This window comes from Streptomyces sp. DT2A-34 (genome assembly GCF_030499515.1).
GTDB lineage: Bacteria > Actinomycetota > Actinomycetes > Streptomycetales > Streptomycetaceae > Streptomyces.
Map to the genome: position 1 here is coordinate 7,893,048 of NZ_JASTWJ010000001.1, position 21,922 is coordinate 7,914,969.

Below are 21,922 nucleotides of genomic sequence, written 5' to 3' on the forward strand. Positions count from 1 at the left end.
CTGTTGGGAGCCGCAATGACGCACCTCCATAGCAAGCGCTTGCCGAATGTCGGCAGAACCCTGGCCACCGTCGTGGGCCTGGTGGCCGCCCTGGCGCTCGGGGCGGTCGGGGAGGCGAAGGCAGCCGCCCCCGCACCGTCGGTGACCGCAGACCGCTGGACCGACCAGCCGCACGGCTTCGCCTCCCTCGCCGGCGGTACGACCGGTGGCGCGGGCGGCAAGGTCGTCACCGTCACCGATCAGGCCTCGCTGGCCAAGTACGCGGCGGCGCAAGAGCCGTACATCATCCGCGTCTCGGGGGCGATCGACGTCGAGCCCTTCGGCTCGAACATCGTCGTGACCTCGAACAAGACCATCATCGGCGTCGGCGACACCGGTGAGATCGTGCACGGTGAGCTGCACCTCAACCCCGGCACGAGCAATGTCATTATCCGCAACCTGACGATCCGTGACTCGTATGTCGAGGGCGACTGGGACGGCAAGACCCAGGACTTCGACGCGATCCAGATGGACACCGTCCACCATGTCTGGATCGACCACAACCGCTTCACGCACATGGGCGACGGGCTGCTCGACATCCGTAAGGACAGTCAGTACATCACCGTCTCCTACAACCAGTTCACCAACCACAACAAGGCGTTCGGGGTCGGCTGGACGACGAATGTGCTGACGCAGCTCACCGTCGACCACAACTGGTTCACGGGCACGAAGCAGCGCAATCCGTCCGCCGACAACTGCGCCTACGCGCACCTGTACAACAACTACCTGTCCGCGCAGGTGGCCGACGGTGACCCGGTGTGGTCGTACGGGAACTGGTCGCGCGGCAAGACCAGGATGGTCATCGAGAACAGCTACTACGACGGGGTTCGGCATCCCTATCAGGCCGATGCGACGGCCGAGTTGGTCGAGCGTGGGTCGATCCTGAAGAACGTCAGCGGGCGGCAGGACGAGTGGGGTGCCGCCTTCGATCCGCGGGAGTTCTACGACTACCAGCTTGACCCGGCGGCCGCCGTCCCGGCGCTGGTGACGCGTTTCTCCGGGCCGCAGAAGCAGATCGGCGACGCGGTGACGCTGCACGTCCCCGGCGACTATCCGACCGTGCAGGCCGCTGTTGACGCCGTGCCGGACGGCAACGCCGGCTCGGTGACGATCGCGGTCGCACCGGGGACGTACCGCGCCAAGGTGTTCATCCCCGCGAGCAAGCCGAACATCGTGTTGCAGGGGACTGGACAAGATCGGTCGGACACCGTCATCGTCTTCGACACGCCGGCGGCCTACGGCGGCTCCACCGGAAGCGCCACCGTGCGGATCGCCGCCAACGACGTGACCGCGCGCAACCTCACCTTCAGCAACGACTTCGACGAGGCCGCGCACGAGCTGAGCGGCGAGCAGGCGCTGGCGATGAAGACGACCGGCGATCGGATCGTCTTCGAGAACACCGCCTTCCTGGGCAACCAGGACACGCTGATGACCGACAGCCCCAAGCTGACCACCGTCAGCCGGGTCTACATCCGCGACTCGTACATCGAGGGCGACGTCGACTTCGTCTACGGGCGGGCGACCACCGTCATCGAGCGTTCGGTGATCCGCGCGCTGAGCCGCGGCTCAACCACCAACAACGGCTGGATCACCGCCGCCTCGACCTTCAAGGACAACCCGTACGGGTTCCTGATCACCGACTCGAGGGTGGTGAGCGACGCGCCGGCCGGATCCTTCCACCTGGGACGGCCCTGGCATCCCGGTGGTGAACCCCAGGCGATCGCCCAGGTGTTGATCCGGAACACCGAACTGCCCGCCGCGATCAAGGCCTCGCCGTGGACCGACATGGGCGGGTTCTCGTGGAAGGACGCGCGGTTCGCGGAGTACCGGAACTTCGGGCCGGGGGCGGCTGTCACCGCGGACCGGCCGCAGATGAGCGATGGCGAGGCGCGTACCCACACCGTCGCCGACTACCTCAAGGGCGCCGATGGCTGGGCGCCGCACGTCCGGCGCTGAGCGCGTCTCAACGCCCTGAAGACCCCCCACAACTTCATATCTCCGTTTGATCCAGAAGAAAGAGCCGACCAATGAAGATCAGCAATCGCAGGAGCAGCACAGGCGGTCGCCGCATGTCGGCCGTCGTCGCCCTGAGCGCCGTGCTCGCCCTGACGGCCACCGCCTGTGGTGACGACGGGAGCGGTACGGGGGGCGACAAGGGCGACGAGGGCAGCGGCAAGGGAGAGATCGTCTTCTGGGACAACAACGGCGGTGTCCGCACCGACATCTGGAAGGAGGTCATCGCCGACTTCGAGAAGGCGAACCCGGACATCAAGGTCGAGTACGTCGGGATTCCGTCCACCGACTACCAGTCCAAGGTGGACACCGCCCTCCAGGGCGGCGGCCTGCCGGACGTCGGCGGCGTCGGCGCGGCGATGCTCGCCGGGTTCGCCGCGCAGAATGCGCTGGAGCCGCTGGACGACCGGCTCGCCAAGTCCGCCCTGGACGGCAAGCTCAACGAGGACATGGTCACCTCGCTGAAGGCCGCCGGCGGCGGTGACGACACGCTGTACTCGGTTCCGACCTCCGCGAACAACGGCGTCCTGTACTACCGCACCGACCTGTTCGAGAAGGCGAACCTGGACGAGCCGACGACCTGGGACAAGTTCTACGAGGCCGCGGAGAAGCTCACCAACGCCGGCAAGAACGAGTTCGGTTACACCATCCGCGGTGGCGCCGGTTCCGTCGCCCAGGCGCTGGACGCGATGTACGGGCAGTCCGGGATCACGTCCTTCTGGGACGCCGGCGGTGAGAAGACGACCGTCAACGACCCGAAGAATGCGGCTGCGCTGGAGAAGTACGCCGCGCTCTACAAGAAGGTCACTCCGGCGGCCGACCTGAACAACGACTTCACCAAGATGGTCTCCCAGTGGGACTCCGGCACCATCGGCATGCTGAACCACAACCTGGGGTCGTACCAGGACCACGTGAAGGCCCTGGGCACCGAGAAGTTCCGGGGTATTCCGCAGCCCACCGGGCCGGGCGGCAAGCGGGTCCAGGTCTCCAACCCGGTCGACGGTCTGGGGCTGTTCAAGAGCTCCAAGAACAAGGAGGCGGCCTGGAAGTTCATCGAGTTCGCCGCCTCACACGAGTCGAACTCCAAGTGGAACGAGTCGGCCGGCGCGATCCCGGCCAACACGGACGCCGCGCAGGACGCGTGGATCTCCAAGGCCGAGCCGACGAAGCTGGCGGCCACGGCGCTGAACGATGGTTCGACCGAGATCGTCCAGCTGCCGTACTACCTGCCCGACTGGAACACCATCTCCAAGGCCGACAACGAGCCCAACCTCCAGAAGGTGCTGCTCGGTGACATGAGCGCGAAGGACTTCCTGGACACGATGGCCGAGCAGCTGAATGAGGCTCAGGCCGAGTGGAATCAGCAGAAGGGCTGACTGGTTCCGCCGGTTCAGCTGATTGCGGCCGGTCCGGGGCTGCGAGGCCCGTGTTCGGGCCTCGGACCGGCCGTGGCTGGGCGCGCCCACGCGGCGGAGCCGCATATCGGGCACTGCCCCGCGCCCCTTCAGGTCGCCAAGCACCCCCCACGTTGAAAGGCACCGCTATCCCGTAACACCCTTGAGAAAGGCACATGCTCGTGTCCCTCAACCGCAGACAGGTCACCACCATGGCCGCCCTCGCTGCCGTCCCCCTCTCCTTCGCGGCCACGGGTACCGCTCAGGCCACGGAGCGCCGCCGCACCCGCACCCTCTACATCGCCGGTGACTCCACCGCCGCCCAGAAGTACACCGACGTGGCTCCCGAGACCGGCTGGGGGATGGCTTTCCCCTTCTTTCTGCACAAGGACAGGCCCGTCGCCAACCATGCCGTGAACGGGCGTAGTTCGAAGAGCTTCGTCGACGAGGGTCGGCTCGATGTCATCCTCGGCGCGATCCAGCCGGACGACTTGCTCCTCGTCCAGTTCGCCCACAACGACGAGAAGATCGCCGACCCCACGCGGTACACCGAGCCCTGGACGACGTACCAGGACTACCTGCGCCTCTACATCGACGGCGCCCGTGCCCGAGGTGCCCGCCCCGTCCTCGCCACCGCCGTGGAGCGCCGGAAGTTCGACGCCGCCGGCAACGCCGTGCCGACCCACGGCGACTATCCGGCGGCGATGCGCGCGCTCGCCCAGGAGGAGCGCGTCACGCTGCTCGACATCCAGGCCCTGTCCCTCGCGCTGTGGCAGCGGCTCGGGGTCGAGGGGACGAAGACGTACTTCAACTGGACCGCCACCGAGCAGGACAACACGCACTTCAATCCGCCCGGCGCGATCGCCGTGGCGCGTCTCGTGGCGCGGGAACTGCTGCGCACCCGCGTGCTGGCCCCGCAGGACGTGCGCCGGCTCGACGCGGAAATCCCGGAGTCCTGGATCACCTGGCCGCAGGCCGCCGCGTAACCACCCCGACCGCAGAAAAGAGAGCCGCACCATGAACGCACAGGTATGGCATGGGCATGTCACAGCGAAGACAGCCGTGCTGATCGGCTGCACCGCGCTCGTCCTCGGACTCACCGGCACCAGCGCGGAGGCGGGCCCCCGCGATCTCGGCCGACAGGTCCTGGGAGCGAACGACGGCTGGGGGTCGGAGGGCGCCGGGACCACCGGCGGTTCGGCCGCCGACGCCGAGCACGTCTACACCGTCACCACCTGGGCCCAGTTCAAGGCCGCGCTGAAGGCGGGCGGCGACGCGCCCAAGATCATCAAGGTCAAAGGCATGATCGACGCCGTCTCCGAGGGCTGCGAGGCCTTCGTCACCGACGGGTACGACCTCCAGCAGTACCTCAAGGACTACGACCCGGCCGTCTACGGCAACGACGAGGTCGCCAAGGGTCCGCAGGAGGACGCGCGGGTCGCCTCCGCCGCCAAGCAGGACTCGGAGATCAAGGCCAACATCCCCAGCAACACCACCATCGTCGGCGTCGGCAGGAACTCCGGCATCCTCGGCGGCAGCCTCCAGATCAAGGGCGTCTCGAACGTCATCATGCGCAACCTCACCATCGAGGCCCCGCTCGACTGCTTCCCCAAGTGGGATCCGACCGACGACAACAAGACCGGCAACTGGAACTCCGAGTACGACGCCGTGGTCGTCTACGGGACGGATCACGTGTGGCTCGACCACAACACGTTCACCGACGGGCGCTACCCGGACAGCGAGCGGCCGGTCCACTTCGGCAAGGTCTTCCAGCAGCACGACGGGCTGACGGACATCGTGCGCGGCTCCAACTACGTGACCGTGTCCTGGAACCGCTTCGAGAACCACGACAAGAACATGCTGATCGGCAACGGTGACGGCCTCGCCACCACCGACGGCGGCAAGCTCAAGGTCACCATGCACCACAACCGCTTCGACGGGATCCTCCAGCGCTCCCCGCGCGTGCGGTTCGGGCAGGTCGACGTCTACAACAACCACTACGTGGTGACCGAGGAACAGAAGGACGACTACTACATCTTCGGCGTCGGCATCTCCTCGCAACTGCACGCCAGCGACAACGCCATCTCGCTGCCGGCCGGCGCGAGCGTCGGCAAGGTGCTGAAGAAGTGGAACGAGTCGCCGCTGACCGCCGAGAACAACTACGTCAACGGCAAGCTGACGGACCTCATCGCGGTCCACAACGCCGAGATCCCGGCGGAGACCCTCCAGTCCGGCGCCGGATGGACACCGACCCTGCGCACGAAGGTCGACAACCCCAAGGCGCTGCCTGGGATCGTCGACGGCTGTGCGGGCGCCGGCCGCCTGCGCTGACCCACCCGCACCGGGCCGGGGCCCGTAGCCCCGGCCCACCGCACCACCCCCCACGGCGAGGAACTCCCCGATCAACCCGAACGCCCCGCTCACCCCTGAAGAGCCGCACCGCGAAGGAGCACCCGCATGCCCTCGCCCGACCGCCAACTCCCCCTGACCAGACGGCGATTCCTGCTGACGAGCGCCGGAGCCGGCGCCGCCCTCGCGCTCGCGTCGGCCCCCGCGCGGGCCACCGCTCGACCCCGCCCGTTCGGCCGCTACGGTTCCCCGGCCGCGCGCCTGACCGCGCAGACCCTGTACGTCGACGCGTCCGGCCAGGGCGACTTCACGTCCGTCCGGGCCGCCGTGTCCGCCGCGACCGGCAGCGGCTGGACCCTGGTCATCGCGCCGGGGACGTACCGGGAGACCGTCGCCGTCGGCGTGACCCGCACGGAGATGACCTGGCTCGGCGCCGGTGACGACCCGCGTGACGTCGTCATCGTCTACGACAACGCCGCCGGCACCCCCAAGCCCGGCGGCGGCACCTACGGCACCACCGGCTCCGCCACCACCACCGTGCAGGCCGACGGCTTCACCGCCCGCCACATCACCTTCGCCAACGACTGGCTGCGCGCCGACCACCCCGGCATCTCCGGCACCCAGGCGGTCGCCATCAAGGTGCAGGGCGACCGGTCCGCCTTCCACCACTGCCACTTCCTCGGTCACCAGGACACCCTGTACGCCGACTCCATCGCCCTCGGCGTCTTCGCCCGCCAGTACTTCTCGCACTGCTACGCCGAGGGCGACGTCGACTTCGTCTTCGGGCGGGCCACGGCCGTGTACGAGCACTGCCACTTCCGGACCCTGACCCGGACCGACCTGACCTCGACGCCGTACGGCTTCGTCTTCGCACCCTCGACGGCGGGCGCCAACCCGCTCGGCTACCTGGTGACCAGGAGCCGTGTCACCAGCGAGGCCCCGGACGCCTACTACAAGCTGGCCCGCCCCTGGGTGCCCAGCTCCGACACCACCGCCCGCCCGTCCCTCGTCGTCCGGGACACCCACCTCGGGGCCGGCATCGACGCGGTCGCGCCCTACACCAACATGTCGGACGCCTTCCCGTGGCAGAACCAGCGCTTCGCCGAGTACCGCAACACCGGCCCCGGCGCGGTCGTCAGCGTCCCCGAGAACCGTCCCCAACTCGACGACGAGCAGGCCGAGTCGGCGACCCGCGCGGCTTACCTCGGTGACTGGCAGCCGTGGAAGGAGGCGTGCTGACATGCGCCGGCGCGCTCTTCTCGCGGCTGGGCTGGGCCTGGTCGTCGCCGGGTCCACCCCTGCCCTCGCCGCCGGGTCCCGTCGCGTCCTGCACGTCCGCCCCGGCGACTCCGTCCAGGCGGCCGTGGACGCCGTGGACGGGCCCGGCTGGACGATCGTCGTGCATCCGGGGACGTACCGCGAGGTCGTCAACGTGCCTGTCGGCAAGGCTCACTTGACCCTGCGCGGTGCCTCCCGCGACCCGCGCGACGCCGTCATCGTCCACGACAACGCGAACGGCACGAAGAAGCCCGACGGCACCACGTACGGCACCGCGGGCTCCGCCACCTTCACCTCGGCCGCCCCCGGCCTCACCGTCCGCGACCTGACCCTCGCCAACGACTGGCTGCGCGCCGACCACCCCGACATCACCGGCACCCAGGCGGTGGCGGCGTACACGTACGGCGACCGCACCCACTTCGAGAACGTCCGGCTGCTGGCCCACCAGGACACGCTGTTCGTCGAGACGACCGCGCTGACGGCGTTCGACCGGCAGTACTTCCGCCGTTGCTACATCGAGGGCGACGTCGACTTCGTCTTCGGCCGGGCGACCGCCGTCTTCGAGGAGTGCCACTTCCACACGCTCCAGCGGGCCGTGGACTTCACCCCCAAGGGCATGGTCTTCGCCCCGTCCACCGCCCGCGCCAACCCGTACGGCATCCTCGCCGTCCGCTCCCGCATCACCTCCGGCGCCGAGAACGCGGCGTACAAGCTCGCCCGGCCATGGGTGCCGACGTACGAGACGACCGCCTGGCCGTCCCTCGTCGTGCGGGACACCCGGATCGGGCCCGGCATCGACCCGGTGGCGCCGTACACCAACATGCGGGAGCAGTACCCCTGGCAGACCATGCGGTTCCGGGAGTACCGCAACTGCGGGCCGGGTGCGGTGATCTCGGTTCCGGGGAACCGGCCTCAACTGACCGCCGCGGAAGCCGAGGCGCACACCAAGCGGACGTATCTCGGCGACTGGCGGCCCGGTGCGTAGGGCCGCCGCCGTTCTGCTCGCCTGGGCGTGCCTGCTCGGGGGAGCACCCGGGGCCGCCACCGCCGCCTCCGCCGCCGAGCAGCGCGGCCCCGTCGGCTGGGCCGTCACCGGCCCCGGCACCACCGGCGGGGCGGGCGGCACCACCTGGACGGTGCGCACCCGCGCCGAGCTCAAGGAGGCCCTCGCCAACCACGGCGACCCCACCGCGCCCAAGGTGATCCGGATCGTCGGCGCCATCAACGGGCATGAGGCGGCCGACGGTTCACTGCTCGGCGAGCAGGACTACGCGCCCGGGTACGACCTCGCCAAGTACATGTCCTGCTTCGGCGAGGACGGCGCCACCTGGTCCGACACCCGCTACGACTACTGCAGGCAGCAGCGTCAGCTCCGCCAGACCGGGTCGGGCAAGGAGAAGGCGCAGATCCAGCTGACCGTGCCGAGCAACACCACGCTCGTCGGCATCGGCGACGACGCCCGGCTCCTCGGGGTCTTCCTGACCGTCAACACCGGCACGAACATCGTCGTCCGGAACCTGCGTCTCGAAGCCCCCGTCGACCACTTCACCAGCTGGTCACCGGACGACGCCACCCAGGGCAACTGGAACGCCCGCTTCGACGCGATGACCGTCGTCACCGGCAAGCACATCTGGATCGACCACTGCACCTTCACCGACGGCCGCTTCCCCGACCGCGACGCCCCCCTCGGCTTCCACGGCGAGCACGTCCAGCGGCACGACGGGCTGCTGGACATCGAGGACGGCTCCGACTTCGTCACCGTCTCCGACAGCCGTTTCGACGACCACGACAAGGCGCTCCTCATCGGGTCGGGCGACGGACGCGGCGACCGCGACCGCGGGCACCTGAAGGTGACGTTCGTCCGGAACCTGTTCACCGACATCGTGCAGCGCGGGCCCCGCGTCCGCTTCGGGCAGGTGCACGTCGTCAACAACGTGTACCGGGGGAGCGCCGAGGACACCCTCTACGCGCTCGGAGTCGGGGTGGAGTCCGCGATCTTCTCGGAGCGCAATGTCTTCAGCCACCCGGGAGGCGAGCCGTCCCTCGCCGTCGCCGCCTACGGAGGCGAGCACTTCCACGACACCGGCTCCTGGTTCAACGGCCGCCCGGCCCGGCTGAACGCGGTGGCCGGCGGTCTCGGGCTCACCGACGACGTCGGCTGGCACCCGGCCGACGCGTACCCGTACCGGCCCCTCATGTCCCGGGCGGCGGTCGAGCACTACGTCCTGACCCACGCCGGCGCGGGGAGGCCGCATGCCTGACGCGATGGGACGCCGGACGTTCGTGACGGGAGCCGCCGCCGTGGCCCTCGCGGCGGGATCCGGGAGCGCCGAGGCGGCCGACCTCGTCGGCGGCAACCTTCCCGACTTCCACCAGGCTCTCAAGGACGAGCTGAACTTCCCGCTCGCCTGGGGCACTTCACCGATCCGCGACTTCCGGGCCTGGCGGCGCGCCGCCCGCGCCAAGGTCGAGGAGCACCTCCTCGTCGACGGCCAGGACGGGACGCCGTACGCACCGGAGTTCACCGCGGGACCTCAAGGCGACGGCTGCACAAGGGAGTTGGTCACCCTCTCCCTCAGCCGCCACGAACGGGTGCGCGCCGCCCTCCTCACCCCGCGGGGACCCGGCCCTTTCCCCGCCGTCCTGCTGCTCCACGACCACGGGGCCAAGTTCGACATCGGCAAGGAGAAGCTCGTCCGGCCCTGGTACGACGACACCCGGCTCGCCTCCGCGCAGGCCTGGGCGGACCGGTACTTCAGCGGGCGGTTCGTCGGCGACGAGCTGGCCCGGCGCGGCTATGTCGTCCTGTGCGCGGACGCCCTCGGCTGGGGCGACCGGGGCCCGCTCACCTACGACCAGCAGCAGGCGCTGGCCTCCAACTTCTACAACCTCGGCTCCTCGCTCGCCGGACTCATGGCCCGCGAGGACGCCCGTGCCGCCGGATTCCTGGCCGGCCTCGACCGGGTGGACGCACGCCGGGTCGCCGCCGTCGGGTTCTCCATGGGCGCCTACCGCGCCTGGCAAACCGCCGCGCTCAGCGACCACATCGCCGCCACCGCCGCCGTCTGCTGGATGACCGGCCTGAAGGAAATGATGGTGCCCGGCAACAACACGCTGCGCGGGCAGTCGTCGTACTACATGCTCCACCCCGGGCTTGCCCGGTTCCTCGACTTCCCCGACGTGGCGGGCATCGCCGCACCCAGGCCGATGCTCTTCTTCAGCGGCGCCCTGGACACCCTCTTCCCCGCCGACGGCGTCCGGGTGGCCCACGACAAGCTGCGCGCCGTCTGGCGTTCGCGCCACGCCGAGGAGCGGTTGCACCTCAAGACCTGGCCCGACCTGGGCCATGTCTTCGTCGACCGCATGCAGGACGAGGTCTTCGCCTGGCTGGACCGCGTCCTGTAACCCCCTCCCCACCCGAACGACGGAAAAGGACCCGCACTCCATGACTCGTCGTACCGCTCTCACCACCCTCGGCACGGCCCTCGCCCTCGGCGCCGGCCTCGCCCTGCTCCCCACCCAGGCACAGGCCGCGACCGTGGTCGTCAGCAACTCGACCGACCTGTCCAACGCCCTCAAGAACGCCACCGCCGGAACGGTCATCCAGGTCCGCGGCGGCACCTACTACCCGACGGCCACGCTCCAGTCCACGGCCAACGGCACCTCGTCGGCGCCCGTCACGCTCACCGCGTACGGCTCGGAGACGGTGAAGATCGACGGGTCGTCGCTCCCCTCCGGCGGCTGGATCTTCAAGCTCACCGCGGACTACTGGAACGTCTCCAACCTCACCTTCCAGAACTCCCCGGACAGCGCGGTCGTCTGCCAGTCCTGCACCGGCACCAACTGGAACAACATCAAGACCATCAACGGCGGCGACTCCGGCTTCACGCTCACCGGCGACGGCACGGTCAACAACACCGTCCGGAACATCGACTCCTACGGCCACTACGACGCCGCCACCCACGGCGAGAACGCCGACGGCATCGCCGTGAAGTTCGGCTCCGGCACCGGAAACCTGATCACCGGGGCCCGCCTCTACAACAACTCGGACGACGGGTTGGACTTCTGGTCCTTCTCCTCGCCGGTCACCGTCGAGCACACCTGGGCGTTCGGCAACGGCAAGAACCGCTGGTCCGACTCCGCCTTCGCGGGCGACGGCAACGGCTACAAGCTGGGCGGCGACGGCGAGGTCGTCGCGCACGTCGTCAACAACTCCGCCGCCTGGGACAACGCCGGCAACGGTTTCACCGAGAACAGCAACAGGGGCGCGATCGTCATCAACCGCACCACCGCCTACGCCAACGCCAAGTGGGGCTACTACTTCGCCACCGGCGCTGCCCGGCTCGGCAAGAACCTCGCCGTGAGCAACGGCAGCGGCATGGTGAGCAAGGGCTCGTCGGTGGTGTCGGCCGGCAACAACTGGGACTCCGGGATATCGACCCCGGCCTTCCGGTCCACCGACGCGTCGAGCACCTACAACGCCCGCCGGTCCAACGGCGCGCTGCCGGTGACGACCTTCCTGACCACGGGCAGCACGACCATCGGGGCGACGATGGACTGACCTGCACGGGGGAGCGCGAGACCCGTTCGTCCGGGAGAGAGGTAAAGATCGGGCAACGGGTCTCGCGCTCAGGCAGGTGACGCGCGTAGAAAGCTTTGTCATGCATAAACCACTGCGCATCGCGGCCGTCACCGCCGCCTGTGCCGTCGCCGGTGCCGCCCTGTACGGCGCCGGCGCGGCCACGGCCGGACAGTCGACCGCGAACAGCACCCACGAGCCCTACAACATAGGGCTGCTGGCCAAGGACATCGACACCTACTACGGCACCACCCTCGACGCGAACGGCGTGTACCAGGCGTCCAAGAACAGCCCCTACGCCAAGGACCTGGCGCGCATCGACAAGGCCGCCCGGAAGTACATCGACAAGGCGGCCCGCAAGGCGCTGCACAAGGGCGAGAAGCCGGCCGTCGTCTTCGACATCGACGACACCCTGCTGCTCAGCCTCGACTACGAGAAGAAGACCAACTACACGTACGACGGCACCACATGGGCCGAGTACGTGAACAAGGCCGACCGCCCGGCCGTCTTCGGCAGCCCGGAGCTGGTCCGGTACGCCGAGTCCAAGGGCGTCGAGGTCTTCTACAACTCGGGCCTGAGCGAGGCGCAGCGCTCCGCCGCCGCCCTGAACCTGAAGAAGGTCGGCGTCGAGGTGAACCTCGACGCCGACCACATGTTCCTCAAGGACAAGGCGAACCCGCCCGCCTACCTCGCCGAGTGCGCCACGCCGGGCACCTGGACCTGCACGACCGTGCAGTACAAGTCCGGTACCCGGCAGCACATCGAGGACGACCTCGGCTACGAGATCATCGCCAACTTCGGCGACCAGTACAGCGACCTCGAGGGCGGCTACGCGGACCGGACGTACAAGCTGCCCAACCCGACGTACTTCGTCGGCTGACCCTCACCGCCGTACGGGCTTGATCCCCTCCAGCGTCGGCACCACCGGCTCGATCGTGCCGTCGGCCGCGAAGCGCATCCGGTCGATGGTCGCCTCGCGGTGCATGCCGTCGCCGCCCGGCCTGCCGGGGCCGTTCAGGGCGAACCGGTGGTAGACGGCGTACCAGTCGTCGGTGCCGGGGGCGTTGACCACGGAGTGGTGACCCGTGCCGAGGATCCCGTACTCGGGACGCTTCTGCAGGATGGTGCCCCGCTTGGTCCACGGGCCGAGCGGGGACGGCCCCGTGGCGTAGGCGACGTGGTAGTTCTCGCTGCGGGTGTCGTCCTCGGACCACATGAAGTAGTAGGTGCCCTTCCGCTTGATCACGAAGGATCCCTCGCGGAAGTTGTCGGGCGTGATGTCCTGCACCTCGGACGCGTCGTACGACACCATGTCGTCGTTCAGCGGGACCACGTACCCGTGCCCGTTGCCCCAGTAGAGATACGACGTCCCGTCGTCGTCCGTGAAGACGGCCGGGTCGATCATCTGGCCCCTGAGCGCACCGCCCTTGGCGACCAGCGGCTTGCCCAGCGCGTCCTTGAACGGGCCGGCCGGTGAGTCGGCCACCGCCACGCCGATCTGCTGCTCGGCGCAGAAGTAGAAGTAGTACTTGCCGTCGCGCTCGGCGATCGCCGGCGCCCAGGCGTACTTGTCGGCCCAGCTCACGTCCGGCCCCAGGTCCAGGATCACGCCGTGGTCCTTCCAGTGGACCAGGTCCTTGGACGAGTACGCCTTGAACCTGGTCCCGCTCCAGCCCTGGAAGCCGTCCGTCGTCGGGTAGATCCAGTACTCGCCGTCGAGGTAGTGCACGTCCGGGTCGGCGTTGAGGCCCGGCAGGACGGGACTGCCGGTCCGTACCGCCTCGACCGTCCAGGCGCGCTTCGTGCCGTCCGCAGCCGTCACCGTGTACGTCTGCGGCTTGCGGAAGTCGCGCCGGGTGCCGGAGCGCGGGCTGACCGTCGCGCCCTCACCGACCCACAGCTTCGGGGCGAGGCGCCCGAGGTCGGCGTCCGGCCGCATCGGGAGCACGACCTTGGCGGCGCTCTCGGTGACGATCGCGTACCCCTTCTGGTCCTGCGCCGTCGCGTCCACGACCGAGGCCGGGCTCGCGGGGTACGCGGCCAGCAGCCGGTCGTACTCCGCCTGAGTCACCGGAATCACCGTGCCGTGCCGGGGGCTGGCGGGCAGCTGGTAGTCGGTGGAGGGGGTCCACCTGCCCGAGTCGAGGTCGGTCGTCTCGAAGGGGACGTAGCCGCGGCCGCCGTACTCGTCGATGAACAGGTACCACTTCTCCTCGGTGTTCGACTTGAACACCGTCGGACCCTCGCCCCGGTCCATCGCGCCGCTGCCGACGCAGTCGGCCACGAAGTCGTACGACGTGTCGGTCAGGCTCGTCGACTTCTCCGCGGTGATGAACTTCGAGCAGGGGCTGGAGGAGCTGGGGTCCCGCTCGTCCTTGGTGTAGCGGTAGTAGGTGTCCTTGTGCTTGACCACGGTCGAGTCGATCACCGAGTAGCCGGGGTCGTCCCAGACCTTCGGCGCGCTGAAGGTGCGGAAGTCCTTCGTGGTCGCGTACAGCATCTTGTTGTACGTCGATCCGGTGTGGTCGGGATCGTCGTCGGCGTACAGCTTCGACGCCCAGAAGACGACGAACTCACCCAGGCTGTCGTCCCAGTACGCCTCCGGCGCCCAGGTGTTGCCCGCGTTCTCGGGGGAGACCTTCACCAGGCGCTGGTCGGTCCAGTGGACCAGGTCGGTGGACTCCCAGACCATGATCGACTTGCTGCCGTGCCGCTGGACCTGGTCCCAACTGCCGCTGCTGTTCTGGTACATCCGCAGGTCGGTCGCGATCATGTAGAACTTGTCGCCCTCGGGGGAGCGGATCACGAACGGGTCGCGCAGGCCCTTCTCACCGATCGTGGAGGTGAGGACCGGCTTGCCGGCGTTGAGCTCCCGCCAGTGCAGCGCGTCGTTGCCGCGGCTGAGGGCGTAGCGGATCTGCTCGCCGTCGGCGGTGCCCTCGCCGGTGAAGTAGGCGAAGAGATAGCCGGCGTACCTGGGCTGGCTGACGGGCTGTGTCACGGGTGGTGCTCCGGAGTTCGCGGTACTGGGGGGTGCGGCCAGCAGGCCGAGCAGGAGGGCCAGGAGGGGGATCAGGGGGGTCAGGAGCGTGCGGGCGGTGCGGGGGCGCATGACACATCCTGTGTGAGTCTGGGGGTTCGAGTGGGGGGTTCTGTTTGTTCGGCTGACTCGGAGTGTCATCGGTGGGGGACAGGGCGTCAATCGGTGCGCAGGTGATGGTCGGGGACCGAAACTTTCGCTCGCTTTCGGCGGGTGCGGCAACCTTCCCGGTGACGGCGGCGACCAGATGCCAGAAGCGGGCCGGGGCGGCCCCTCCGGCCCGCTTCGTCCCCATCCCCCAGGAAAGGAACGCTCCGTGCGTTTGAGCGCCGGCCGTCACCGCAGGACCCGTACCCTGTCCATCGCCGCGGCGATCGCCGTCGCCTCGGGGGCGGGCGGCGTCTACCTCGGTCTTTCGGGCGGCGGCGCCGAGGCCGCCGCGACGACGGTCACCGTCTCCACCACCGCTCAGCTGGAGTCGGCCGTCAAGAACGCCGCCGCCGGTACGACGATCCAGGTCCGCGGTGGCACCTACCAGCCGACCGCCACCCTCAAGTCCACGGCGAACGGCACCGGTTCGTCCCGGATCACGCTGCGGGCGTACGGCAGCGAGAAGGTGAGGATCGACGGCGCCAAGCTGCCCGCCGGCTCCTGGCTGGCCGGGATCTACGGCGACTACTGGACCGTCCAGAACCTCACCTTCGTCAACGCCCCGGCCCAGGGCTTCGTCGCCACCTCGTCCGTGGGTGGCGTCTTCAAGAACCTGGTCACCGCGAACAACGGCGACTCCGGCTTCACCCTGCGCGGCGACGGTACGACGAACAACCTCGTGCGGAACCTGGACAGTTACGGCAACTACGACCCGTCCGGGCACGGTCAGAACGCCGACGGGATCGCCATCAAGTTCGGCTCAGGAACGGGCAACAAGCTCACCGGGGCGCGCCTCTACAACAATTCCGATGACGGTCTCGACCTCTGGCAGTTCTCCTCGCCGGTGACCATCGAGCACACCTGGGCCTTCGGCAACGGCAAGAACCGCTGGGCCGACTCCGCCTTCGAGGGCAACGGCAACGGCTTCAAGCTGGGCGGCGGAGGGGCCTCCGTCGCGCACGTCGTCAACAACAACGCGGCCTGGGACAACACGCTGCACGGCTTCACGGAGAACTCCAGCACCGGGGCGATCGTCCTCAACCGCAACACCGCCTACGCCAACACCGCCTCCGGCTTCTACTTCGCCACCGGCAAGGCGCGGCCGGCCCGCAATCTCGCCGTGAGCAACAAGGGCGGGCTGTCCAAGCTGGGGTCGTCGACCGTCAGCGCGGCGAACAACTGGGACGTCGGGGTGGCGACCCCGTCCTTCAAGTCGAAGGACGCGACCACGGCGTACGGCGCCCGCGGTTCGAACGGCTCGCTGCCCGCGACGACCTTCCTCACGACGGGCTCCACGACCATCGGCTCGACCATGAACTAGCCCCCGGTACAAGGGAGAACGCCCCGCCGGTCGTCACCGGCGGGGCGTTCTGTTCTGCTGACCGAGGGGGGCTCAGGTCAGCAGGTCCTGGGTCGTGTCCGTCTTCCACGCACTATTAGGGACGCTGAAGACGAACGTGTGGTTGTTCCCGCGGTAGGAACCCGTGGTGAGGGAACGCGTCGAGGGTTGTGTGGGAGCCGTGGGGGCGGCCGAGACCCAGTCGCCGAGCCGGTTCATTCACTGGTACGTGAGGTCGGATGACGAGAACCTGCAGGAGGTTCCGTCCGGGCCGGTGCCGAGCTCCTTCGGCTCGTCGCCGCTGCTGTTGCCCTGGAAGCGGACGCAGGTCTTGATCTTCTTGCCGCTGTCGCCGTGGATGCGGACCTTGCGCAGGGCGGCCGTGTCGCCGTAGTTGGCGTTGATGCCGACGATGGAGTTCATGGGCGCGGTGACGTCGACGTCGTTGATGATGATCGTGCGCTTGTACTGCGTGGAGCAGTTGCCGCAACTGCGCACCAGCTTGCCCGAGCCCGCGACCTGGAACTTGCTGACGACCAGCTTGCCCGCGCCGTTGAACTGGAGGACCTTGTCCGACCCGTTCTTCGCGCCGCCGCCGTAGACCGTGTACACGGCCGAGGAGGACTTGCCCTTGAAGGTCGCCGCGTCCTCGCCGACGTCGTTCCACCACACGTTCTGCAGCGTGCAGCTGCCCAGGCAGTGCACGCCGTCGGCGGCCGGGGTGCCGATGATCACGTTCTTGAGGACCGCGCCGTCCGCCAGCTGGAAGACCGGGTCCTGCCCCTCTTCCTGGCTGTCACCCCCCAGGGCGCCGCTGCCGTAGAACTGCTTGTAGCCACCGTCATAGGTACCGGAGACCTTGATCGTGCTGCTCACGGCCTGCTTGCCCTTGGCCGTCGGCCAGGATGCGGCGGCGCCCGCGGAGGACAGTAACGTCGTCGTGACGATCGCCGCACCCGTGATGCCCAAGGCCGTGGCTCCGGCGATCACCGCCCGTCGCTTCGTGACCTTGCGGCGGTGGCTGACGCGCTGTTCGGCTCGTGCTGTCATGACCCGTTTCCTTGCGTGGGGGATCGTTGCGACTCTTGGTCGCCCCCGGTGAAGGAGGGGTTGCCGCGCCTTCGGGACTCTTTTACGAATCCCCTTCGTCTGTGGCGGAGTTGTCGTCGTGACCTGCGAAGTCGCCTGCCACGGACAGCTGTTCGCCGCCCGCCGCGGCCGTCATCGCATAGCTGTCGTTCTTGGCGTCCCGGCCGCCGCGCTCATGGTCGTACTGCCCCGCGAACACCCACTCGCCCTCGCGGACCGTACGGCCCTCCTTGAGCACCCAGGTGTAGACGAGGAAGCCGTCCTTCTCCTCGACCGTCAGCGTGAAGTCGTCCTCGGGCAGCGAGCGCCAGGCGCCGGCCGAGGTGACCCCGCCGGTCTGGGCGACCTTCAACCGCACGGTGAGCTCGGTGAGTTGCTCGCTCGTCCTGAGGGTGAGATTGCTCTGCGCCCAGAAGTCGTTGCTGTGCGGGTCCACCGAGCCGTCCGACCACAGCGGGCCGTCCTCCTCGCCCTCGGCGGCCGGCAGCGGGGCGGTCACGGGCGGCTGCTGCGAGGGGGACCTGCTCGGCTCGGCTGTCTGCCGCGGTTTCTCCGGCGTGGGGTTCACCGGCGGCACCGGTGCGCGGCTCGTCGCGTCCGGCGACGGCGTGGGCGTCGGCGAGGTCGCCACCGTCTGCTGCGGGGTGTCCTCCCGCACGGCGGACGCGACCGCGTACCCGCCGACCGCGAGGACACCGGCGACCGCGGCCGTGGCGGTCACCACCCGGAACCAGCCGTAGACCGGCGGACAGGTCGCCCGGTGGTCGGGGCGGATCTGTTCGCTCATGCCGCGCTCGATCCGGGCCAGGATCCGCTCCCGGTCGGGCTCGTGCGCCTCGGCCGCCTGGTGCAGCCGGGCGCGCAGCTCGTCGTGCACGTCCCGCCGCATCGTCATCGGTCCCTTCCTCCGGCGTCACCGGTGCGCGCCATCGCCGCGTGCACCCTGAGCGGAGCTCCCTGTGCCCCGAGCAGCCGCTGCAACTCGGCCATGCCCTTCGAGGTCTGGCTCTTCACCGTACCGACCGAGACGCCCAGGGCGAGGGCGGTGTCCTTCTCGGACAGGTCGAAGGCGTGCCGCAGCACCACACAGGCGCGTTTGCGGAACGGAAGTCGACGCAACGCCTCCTGGACGTCGACGACGCCCGCGACGTCCGGGTTCTCCGTCTTCTCCTCGCGCTGCGACCAGAACAGGGCGATGCGCCGCCGTTCCCGTACCGCGCTACGGATTTTGGTGCGGGCCAGATTGGCGACCACCCCGCGCGCGTAGGCCACCGGATGGTCGGCCGCGCGTACCCGGTCCCAGCGGTGCCACAGTGCCAGCAACGCGTCCGCCGCCAGATCGTCCGCGGCGTCCGCCTCGCCCGTCAACAGATGGGCGAGGCGGGACAGTTCGGCGTAGTGGCGTTCGAAGAAGGCGTGGAACTCCACGGAGGCGGCGTCGTCGACGACCGTGCCCACGGGCGACCCCCCCTGCCTGTGTGTGTCATGTGAATGACGTGTGATCATCCGGAGGTCATCCGGATTTGAGATCCGGAAGCGTAGCAGTGATCGAGCGCTTAGTCGTACGGGACTTCGAACGCCGTATGGCAGGCCGTACGGTGAGCAGCCCTGATTCCGTAACACGGAGAAAACCTGAAACGCGTTCAACGCGGGAACAATCCAGCCAGCATCCGCACACCGATCAGTCAGGCAACAAGGAGCGACCGCCATGTCCGAATCCCAGAAGGTGACCGACCGGCCAAGTGCCCCGCCACCAGGCGTGAACAGCGTCGACCGGTTCTTCAAGATCTCCGCACGGGGGTCCACCTTCGCCCGTGAGATACGCGGCGGCTTCGCCACGTTCTTCACGATGGCCTACATCCTTGTCCTGAATCCCATCATCCTCGGCAGCGCGAAGGACAAGTTCGGCCACCAGTTGGACGCCGTCCAACTCACCACCGCCACCGCCCTGGTGGCCGCGGTCATGACGATCATCATGGGCGTCGGCGGCAACCTCCCGCTCGCGCTCGCCGCCGGCCTGGGCCTCAACGCCGTCGTCGCCTTCCAGATCGCCCCGTTGATGTCCTGGGACGACGCGATGGGCCTGGTCGTCCTCGAAGGCCTGCTGATCTGCGTGCTCGTGGTCACCGGGCTGCGCGAGGCCGTCATGCACGCCATCCCGCAACCGCTCAAGCAGGCGATCAGTGTCGGCATCGGCCTGTTCATCGCCTTCATCGGCTTCGTCGACGCCGGGTTCGTCAGCCGCATCCCGGACGCCGCGAACACCACCGTCCCGGTTCAGCTGGGCGGCACCGGCACGCTCACCGGGTGGCCGATCCTCGTCTTCTGTCTCGGTGTTCTGCTGACGATCGCCCTGCTCGCCCGCAAGGTGAAGGGCGCCATCCTGATCAGCATCGTGACGATGACGGTCGTCGCGATGGTCATCAACTCGATCGCCGACATCAAGGCCTGGGGCCTGACCACACCGGCCTGGCCCGACAAGGTGGTCGACACCCCCGACTTCGGACTCATCGGCGACTTCAGCCTGTTCGGCGCGTTCGGCGAGACCACGGCCATCACCGTCGTCCTGCTGATCTTCACGCTGATCCTGTCCGACTTCTTCGACACCATGGGCACGGTCGTCGGCATCAGCGCGGAGGCCGGTCTCCTCGACGAGCAGGGCAAGGTACCCAACCTCGGCCGGGTGCTGCTGATCGACGGCGCCGCTGCCGCCGCCGGCGGTGCGGCCTCGTCGTCCTCCGCGACCTCCTACATCGAGTCGGCCGCGGGCGTCGGCGAGGGCGCGCGCACGGGCTTCTCCAACCTGATCACCGGCGGCATGTTCGCCCTGGCCCTCTTCCTGACCCCGCTGCTCACGATCGTCCCGCTCCAGGCGGCCGCCCCCGCCCTCGTCGCCGTCGGCTTCCTGATGATGACCCAGGTCAAGCACATCGACTGGGACAAGTACGAGATCGCCATCCCGGCGTTCCTGACCATCGCCGTGATGCCGTTCACGTACTCGATCACCAACGGCATCGGGGCGGGGTTCCTCGCCTACGTCGTGATCAAGGTGGTGCTGGGGAAGGCGAAGGAGATCCACTGGTTGCTGTGGGGGACCTCGGTGCTGTTCCTGGTGTACTTCTCCATCAACCCGATCGAGCAGATCCTGGGCGTGAAGTAGGGAAGAGCCCCGGTGTTGAGCCGGGGCCCTTCGCTAGTTCTTCAGCGCGGCCTCCATCACGGCCTTGGCCACCGGCGCCGCCAGCCCGTTACCGCTGACCTCCGAGCGCGCCGCGTTCGACTGCTCGACGACCACGGCCACGGCGACCTCCTTGCCGTCGGCCTTCCCGTAGGACGTGAACCAGGCGTACGGCGTCTTGCTGTTGTTCTCGCCGTGCTGGGCCGTGCCCGTCTTGCCGCCCACCGTCGCGCCCGAGATCTGCGCGTTCGTGCCGGTGCCCTTCTCGACGACCGTCTGCATGGCCGACTGGAGTTGCTCGGCGGTGTCGGAGCTGACGATCTCCTTGGTCTCGGTGTTGTCGTCGTAGTTCTCCAGGACGTCGTCGCCGCCGTCGGTGATCTGCGACACCATGTGCGGCGAGACCAGCTTGCCGTCGTTGGCTATGGCAGCCGACACCATGGCCATCTGCAGCGGGGTCGCGGTGACGTCGAACTGGCCGATGCCGGTCAGGGCGGTCGACGCGTCGTCCATGTCGGAGGGGTACACGCTGGTGTACGCCCGCACCGGTACGTCCTGCTCCTCGTCGTTGAAGCCGAACTTCTCCGCCATCGCCCTGACCTTGTCCTGGCCGAGGGCGACGGCCATGCTCCCGAAGACGTTGTTGCACGAGTACTGGAGAGCCACCCGGATCGAGGCGTTCTCGCACGGGGCGGACGGGTTCTCGTTCGTCAGCTTGTCGCTGGACTGCGGCAGCGGGTACGGGTCCGGGCTGTCCGTCTTCTCGTCCACCGACGTGTACAGGCCGTCCTCCAGCGCGGCCGCCGCCACCACCAGCTTGAACGTAGAACCCGGCGGCAGCGGCTGGCGCAGCGCGCGGTTCGTCATCGGCTTGTCGGCGTCCTGGGTCAGCTGCTTCCAGGCGGCCGAGTCGCCCGTGGTGATCCGCGACGGGTCGTACGACGGTGTGGAGACGACCGCGAGGATCTTCCCCGTGGTGGGGTCGATCGCGACGGCGGCGCCCTTGTTGTCGCCGAGCGCGTCGTACGCGGCCTTCTGCACATCCGGGTCGATCGCCGTGATCACATTGCCCGGATCGGCCCGCTTGTCGGTGATCGTGTCCATCACGCTCTTCAGGCGGGTGTCGCTGCCGTCGAGCAGGTCCTGGTAGATGCCCTCCAACTGCGTGGCGCCGTACGCCTGCGAGCTGTAGCCGGTGACGGCCGAGTACAGCGCGCCGTCGGTGTACGTCCGCTTGTAGGCGAGGTCACCGCTCTTCGTCCGCGCCGAGCCGGTGATGGCTTCGCCGCCCACGATGATGTTGCCGAGCGGCTCGCTGTACAGCGCGATCGTGTTCCGCCGGTTGTCCTTGTCGTCCGCGAGCGCCTGGCCTTCGTAGAACTGCACCCAGGTCGCCCTGACCAGCAGAGCGAACACCAGCAGCAGCGCGAAGACGGACGCCCGCCTGATCGTCTTGTTCATCCCACTCAAGAAG

At 68.7% G+C, this 21,922-nt stretch carries 17 protein-coding genes and 1 pseudogene; 12 read left to right on the plus strand and 6 right to left on the minus strand.

Going from position 1 to position 21,922, the window contains the following annotated elements; genetic code table 11:
- Positions 1 to 15: 15 nt before the first annotated feature.
- From QQM39_RS35215 to QQM39_RS35260, 10 genes are all read left to right on the plus strand, one after another.
- Positions 16 to 1,995, plus strand: coding sequence for a pectinesterase family protein (locus tag QQM39_RS35215; protein WP_302001620.1), 1,980 nt, complete (start codon positions 16 to 18; stop codon positions 1,993 to 1,995).
- Positions 1,996 to 2,066: 71 nt separating this feature from the next.
- Complete coding sequence (locus tag QQM39_RS35220; RefSeq protein WP_302001621.1) at positions 2,067 to 3,428, plus strand: sugar ABC transporter substrate-binding protein; 1,362 nt, start codon at positions 2,067 to 2,069, stop codon at positions 3,426 to 3,428.
- Positions 3,429 to 3,628: 200 nt separating this feature from the next.
- Positions 3,629 to 4,432 carry a rhamnogalacturonan acetylesterase gene (locus QQM39_RS35225; protein WP_302003842.1) on the plus strand — a complete coding sequence of 268 codons (804 nt, stop codon included), beginning with the start codon at positions 3,629 to 3,631 and terminating at the stop codon, positions 4,430 to 4,432.
- Positions 4,433 to 4,463: 31 nt separating this feature from the next.
- Positions 4,464 to 5,777 (plus strand): polysaccharide lyase family 1 protein, encoded by a 1,314-nt coding sequence (locus tag QQM39_RS35230; protein WP_302001622.1) that lies wholly within the window; start codon positions 4,464 to 4,466, stop codon positions 5,775 to 5,777.
- Between the two features lie 126 nt (positions 5,778 to 5,903).
- Entirely contained in the window at positions 5,904 to 7,034 is a 1,131-nt protein-coding gene (locus QQM39_RS35235; protein WP_302001623.1) for a pectinesterase family protein, read from the plus strand.
- Position 7,035: 1 nt separating this feature from the next.
- On the plus strand, positions 7,036 to 8,058 hold the full coding sequence (locus QQM39_RS35240) for a pectinesterase family protein (RefSeq protein ID WP_302001624.1): 1,023 nt from the start codon (positions 7,036 to 7,038) through the stop codon (positions 8,056 to 8,058).
- Entirely contained in the window at positions 8,051 to 9,334 is a 1,284-nt protein-coding gene (locus QQM39_RS35245) for a polysaccharide lyase family 1 protein (protein WP_302001626.1), read from the plus strand. The genes QQM39_RS35240 and QQM39_RS35245 overlap by 8 nt, the downstream gene beginning before the upstream one ends.
- Complete coding sequence (locus QQM39_RS35250; protein ID WP_302001627.1) at positions 9,327 to 10,478, plus strand: dienelactone hydrolase family protein; 1,152 nt, start codon at positions 9,327 to 9,329, stop codon at positions 10,476 to 10,478. The genes QQM39_RS35245 and QQM39_RS35250 overlap by 8 nt, the downstream gene beginning before the upstream one ends.
- Before the next feature lie 40 nt (positions 10,479 to 10,518).
- Positions 10,519 to 11,634 (plus strand): chondroitinase-B domain-containing protein, encoded by a 1,116-nt coding sequence (locus QQM39_RS35255; protein WP_302001628.1) that lies wholly within the window; start codon positions 10,519 to 10,521, stop codon positions 11,632 to 11,634.
- A gap of 100 nt (positions 11,635 to 11,734) precedes the next feature.
- Positions 11,735 to 12,532 (plus strand): HAD family acid phosphatase, encoded by a 798-nt coding sequence (locus QQM39_RS35260; protein WP_302001629.1) that lies wholly within the window; start codon positions 11,735 to 11,737, stop codon positions 12,530 to 12,532.
- A 3-nt stretch (positions 12,533 to 12,535) separates the two neighbouring features.
- Here the strand turns inward: QQM39_RS35260 and QQM39_RS35265 are convergent, their stop codons facing one another.
- Positions 12,536 to 14,764, minus strand: coding sequence for a family 43 glycosylhydrolase (locus tag QQM39_RS35265; RefSeq protein WP_302001630.1), 2,229 nt, complete (start codon positions 14,762 to 14,764; stop codon positions 12,536 to 12,538).
- 244 nt (positions 14,765 to 15,008) lie between these two features.
- Between QQM39_RS35265 and QQM39_RS35270 the strand changes: the two genes are divergently transcribed.
- Positions 15,009 to 16,163 carry a right-handed parallel beta-helix repeat-containing protein gene (locus QQM39_RS35270; RefSeq protein WP_302001631.1) on the plus strand — a complete coding sequence of 385 codons (1,155 nt, stop codon included), beginning with the start codon at positions 15,009 to 15,011 and terminating at the stop codon, positions 16,161 to 16,163.
- A gap of 87 nt (positions 16,164 to 16,250) precedes the next feature.
- Here the strand turns inward: QQM39_RS35270 and QQM39_RS46330 are convergent.
- The 4 genes and pseudogenes from QQM39_RS46330 to QQM39_RS35285 form a co-directional block, all read right to left on the minus strand.
- Positions 16,251 to 16,382, minus strand: a pseudogene (locus tag QQM39_RS46330) (hypothetical protein); the annotation flags it as partial.
- 18 nt (positions 16,383 to 16,400) lie between these two features.
- Positions 16,401 to 17,231: a pectate lyase gene (locus QQM39_RS35275; protein WP_302001632.1), complete on the minus strand. Its 831-nt coding sequence runs from the start codon at positions 17,229 to 17,231 to the stop codon at positions 16,401 to 16,403.
- Between the two features lie 82 nt (positions 17,232 to 17,313).
- The gene (locus QQM39_RS35280; protein ID WP_302001633.1) at positions 17,314 to 18,165 is read right to left on the minus strand and encodes a hypothetical protein; all 852 of its coding nucleotides are present in this window, start codon (positions 18,163 to 18,165) and stop codon (positions 17,314 to 17,316) included.
- A complete protein-coding gene (locus tag QQM39_RS35285) occupies positions 18,162 to 18,728 on the minus strand; it encodes a SigE family RNA polymerase sigma factor (protein ID WP_302001634.1) in 567 nt (188 codons plus the stop codon). The genes QQM39_RS35280 and QQM39_RS35285 overlap by 4 nt, the downstream gene beginning before the upstream one ends.
- A 250-nt stretch (positions 18,729 to 18,978) precedes the next feature.
- On the opposite strand from QQM39_RS35285, the gene QQM39_RS35290 reads away from it, so the two are divergent.
- Positions 18,979 to 20,430: an NCS2 family permease gene (locus tag QQM39_RS35290; RefSeq protein ID WP_302001635.1), complete on the plus strand. Its 1,452-nt coding sequence runs from the start codon at positions 18,979 to 18,981 to the stop codon at positions 20,428 to 20,430.
- A gap of 33 nt (positions 20,431 to 20,463) precedes the next feature.
- On the opposite strand, the gene QQM39_RS35295 is transcribed toward QQM39_RS35290, so the two are convergent.
- Positions 20,464 to 21,909, minus strand: coding sequence for a penicillin-binding transpeptidase domain-containing protein (locus tag QQM39_RS35295; protein WP_302001637.1), 1,446 nt, complete (start codon positions 21,907 to 21,909; stop codon positions 20,464 to 20,466).
- Positions 21,910 to 21,922: the final 13 nt, after the last annotated feature.

Coding starts and splice junctions, on each gene's coding strand:
- QQM39_RS35265 (WP_302001630.1), bottom strand. CDS start 14,764: ATGCGCCCCCGCACCGCCCGCACGCTCCTGACCCCCCTGATCCCCCTC.
- QQM39_RS35220 (WP_302001621.1), top strand. CDS start 2,067: ATGAAGATCAGCAATCGCAGGAGCAGCACAGGCGGTCGCCGCATGTCG.
- QQM39_RS35235 (WP_302001623.1), top strand. CDS start 5,904: ATGCCCTCGCCCGACCGCCAACTCCCCCTGACCAGACGGCGATTCCTG.
- QQM39_RS35280 (WP_302001633.1), bottom strand. CDS start 18,165: ATGACGATGCGGCGGGACGTGCACGACGAGCTGCGCGCCCGGCTGCAC.
- QQM39_RS35290 (WP_302001635.1), top strand. CDS start 18,979: ATGTCCGAATCCCAGAAGGTGACCGACCGGCCAAGTGCCCCGCCACCA.
- QQM39_RS35230 (WP_302001622.1), top strand. CDS start 4,464: ATGAACGCACAGGTATGGCATGGGCATGTCACAGCGAAGACAGCCGTG.
- QQM39_RS35260 (WP_302001629.1), top strand. CDS start 11,735: ATGCATAAACCACTGCGCATCGCGGCCGTCACCGCCGCCTGTGCCGTC.
- QQM39_RS35215 (WP_302001620.1), top strand. CDS start 16: ATGACGCACCTCCATAGCAAGCGCTTGCCGAATGTCGGCAGAACCCTG.
- QQM39_RS35240 (WP_302001624.1), top strand. CDS start 7,036: ATGCGCCGGCGCGCTCTTCTCGCGGCTGGGCTGGGCCTGGTCGTCGCC.
- QQM39_RS35255 (WP_302001628.1), top strand. CDS start 10,519: ATGACTCGTCGTACCGCTCTCACCACCCTCGGCACGGCCCTCGCCCTC.
- QQM39_RS35250 (WP_302001627.1), top strand. CDS start 9,327: ATGCCTGACGCGATGGGACGCCGGACGTTCGTGACGGGAGCCGCCGCC.
- QQM39_RS35295 (WP_302001637.1), bottom strand. CDS start 21,909: ATGAACAAGACGATCAGGCGGGCGTCCGTCTTCGCGCTGCTGCTGGTG.
- QQM39_RS35275 (WP_302001632.1), bottom strand. CDS start 17,231: ATGACAGCACGAGCCGAACAGCGCGTCAGCCACCGCCGCAAGGTCACG.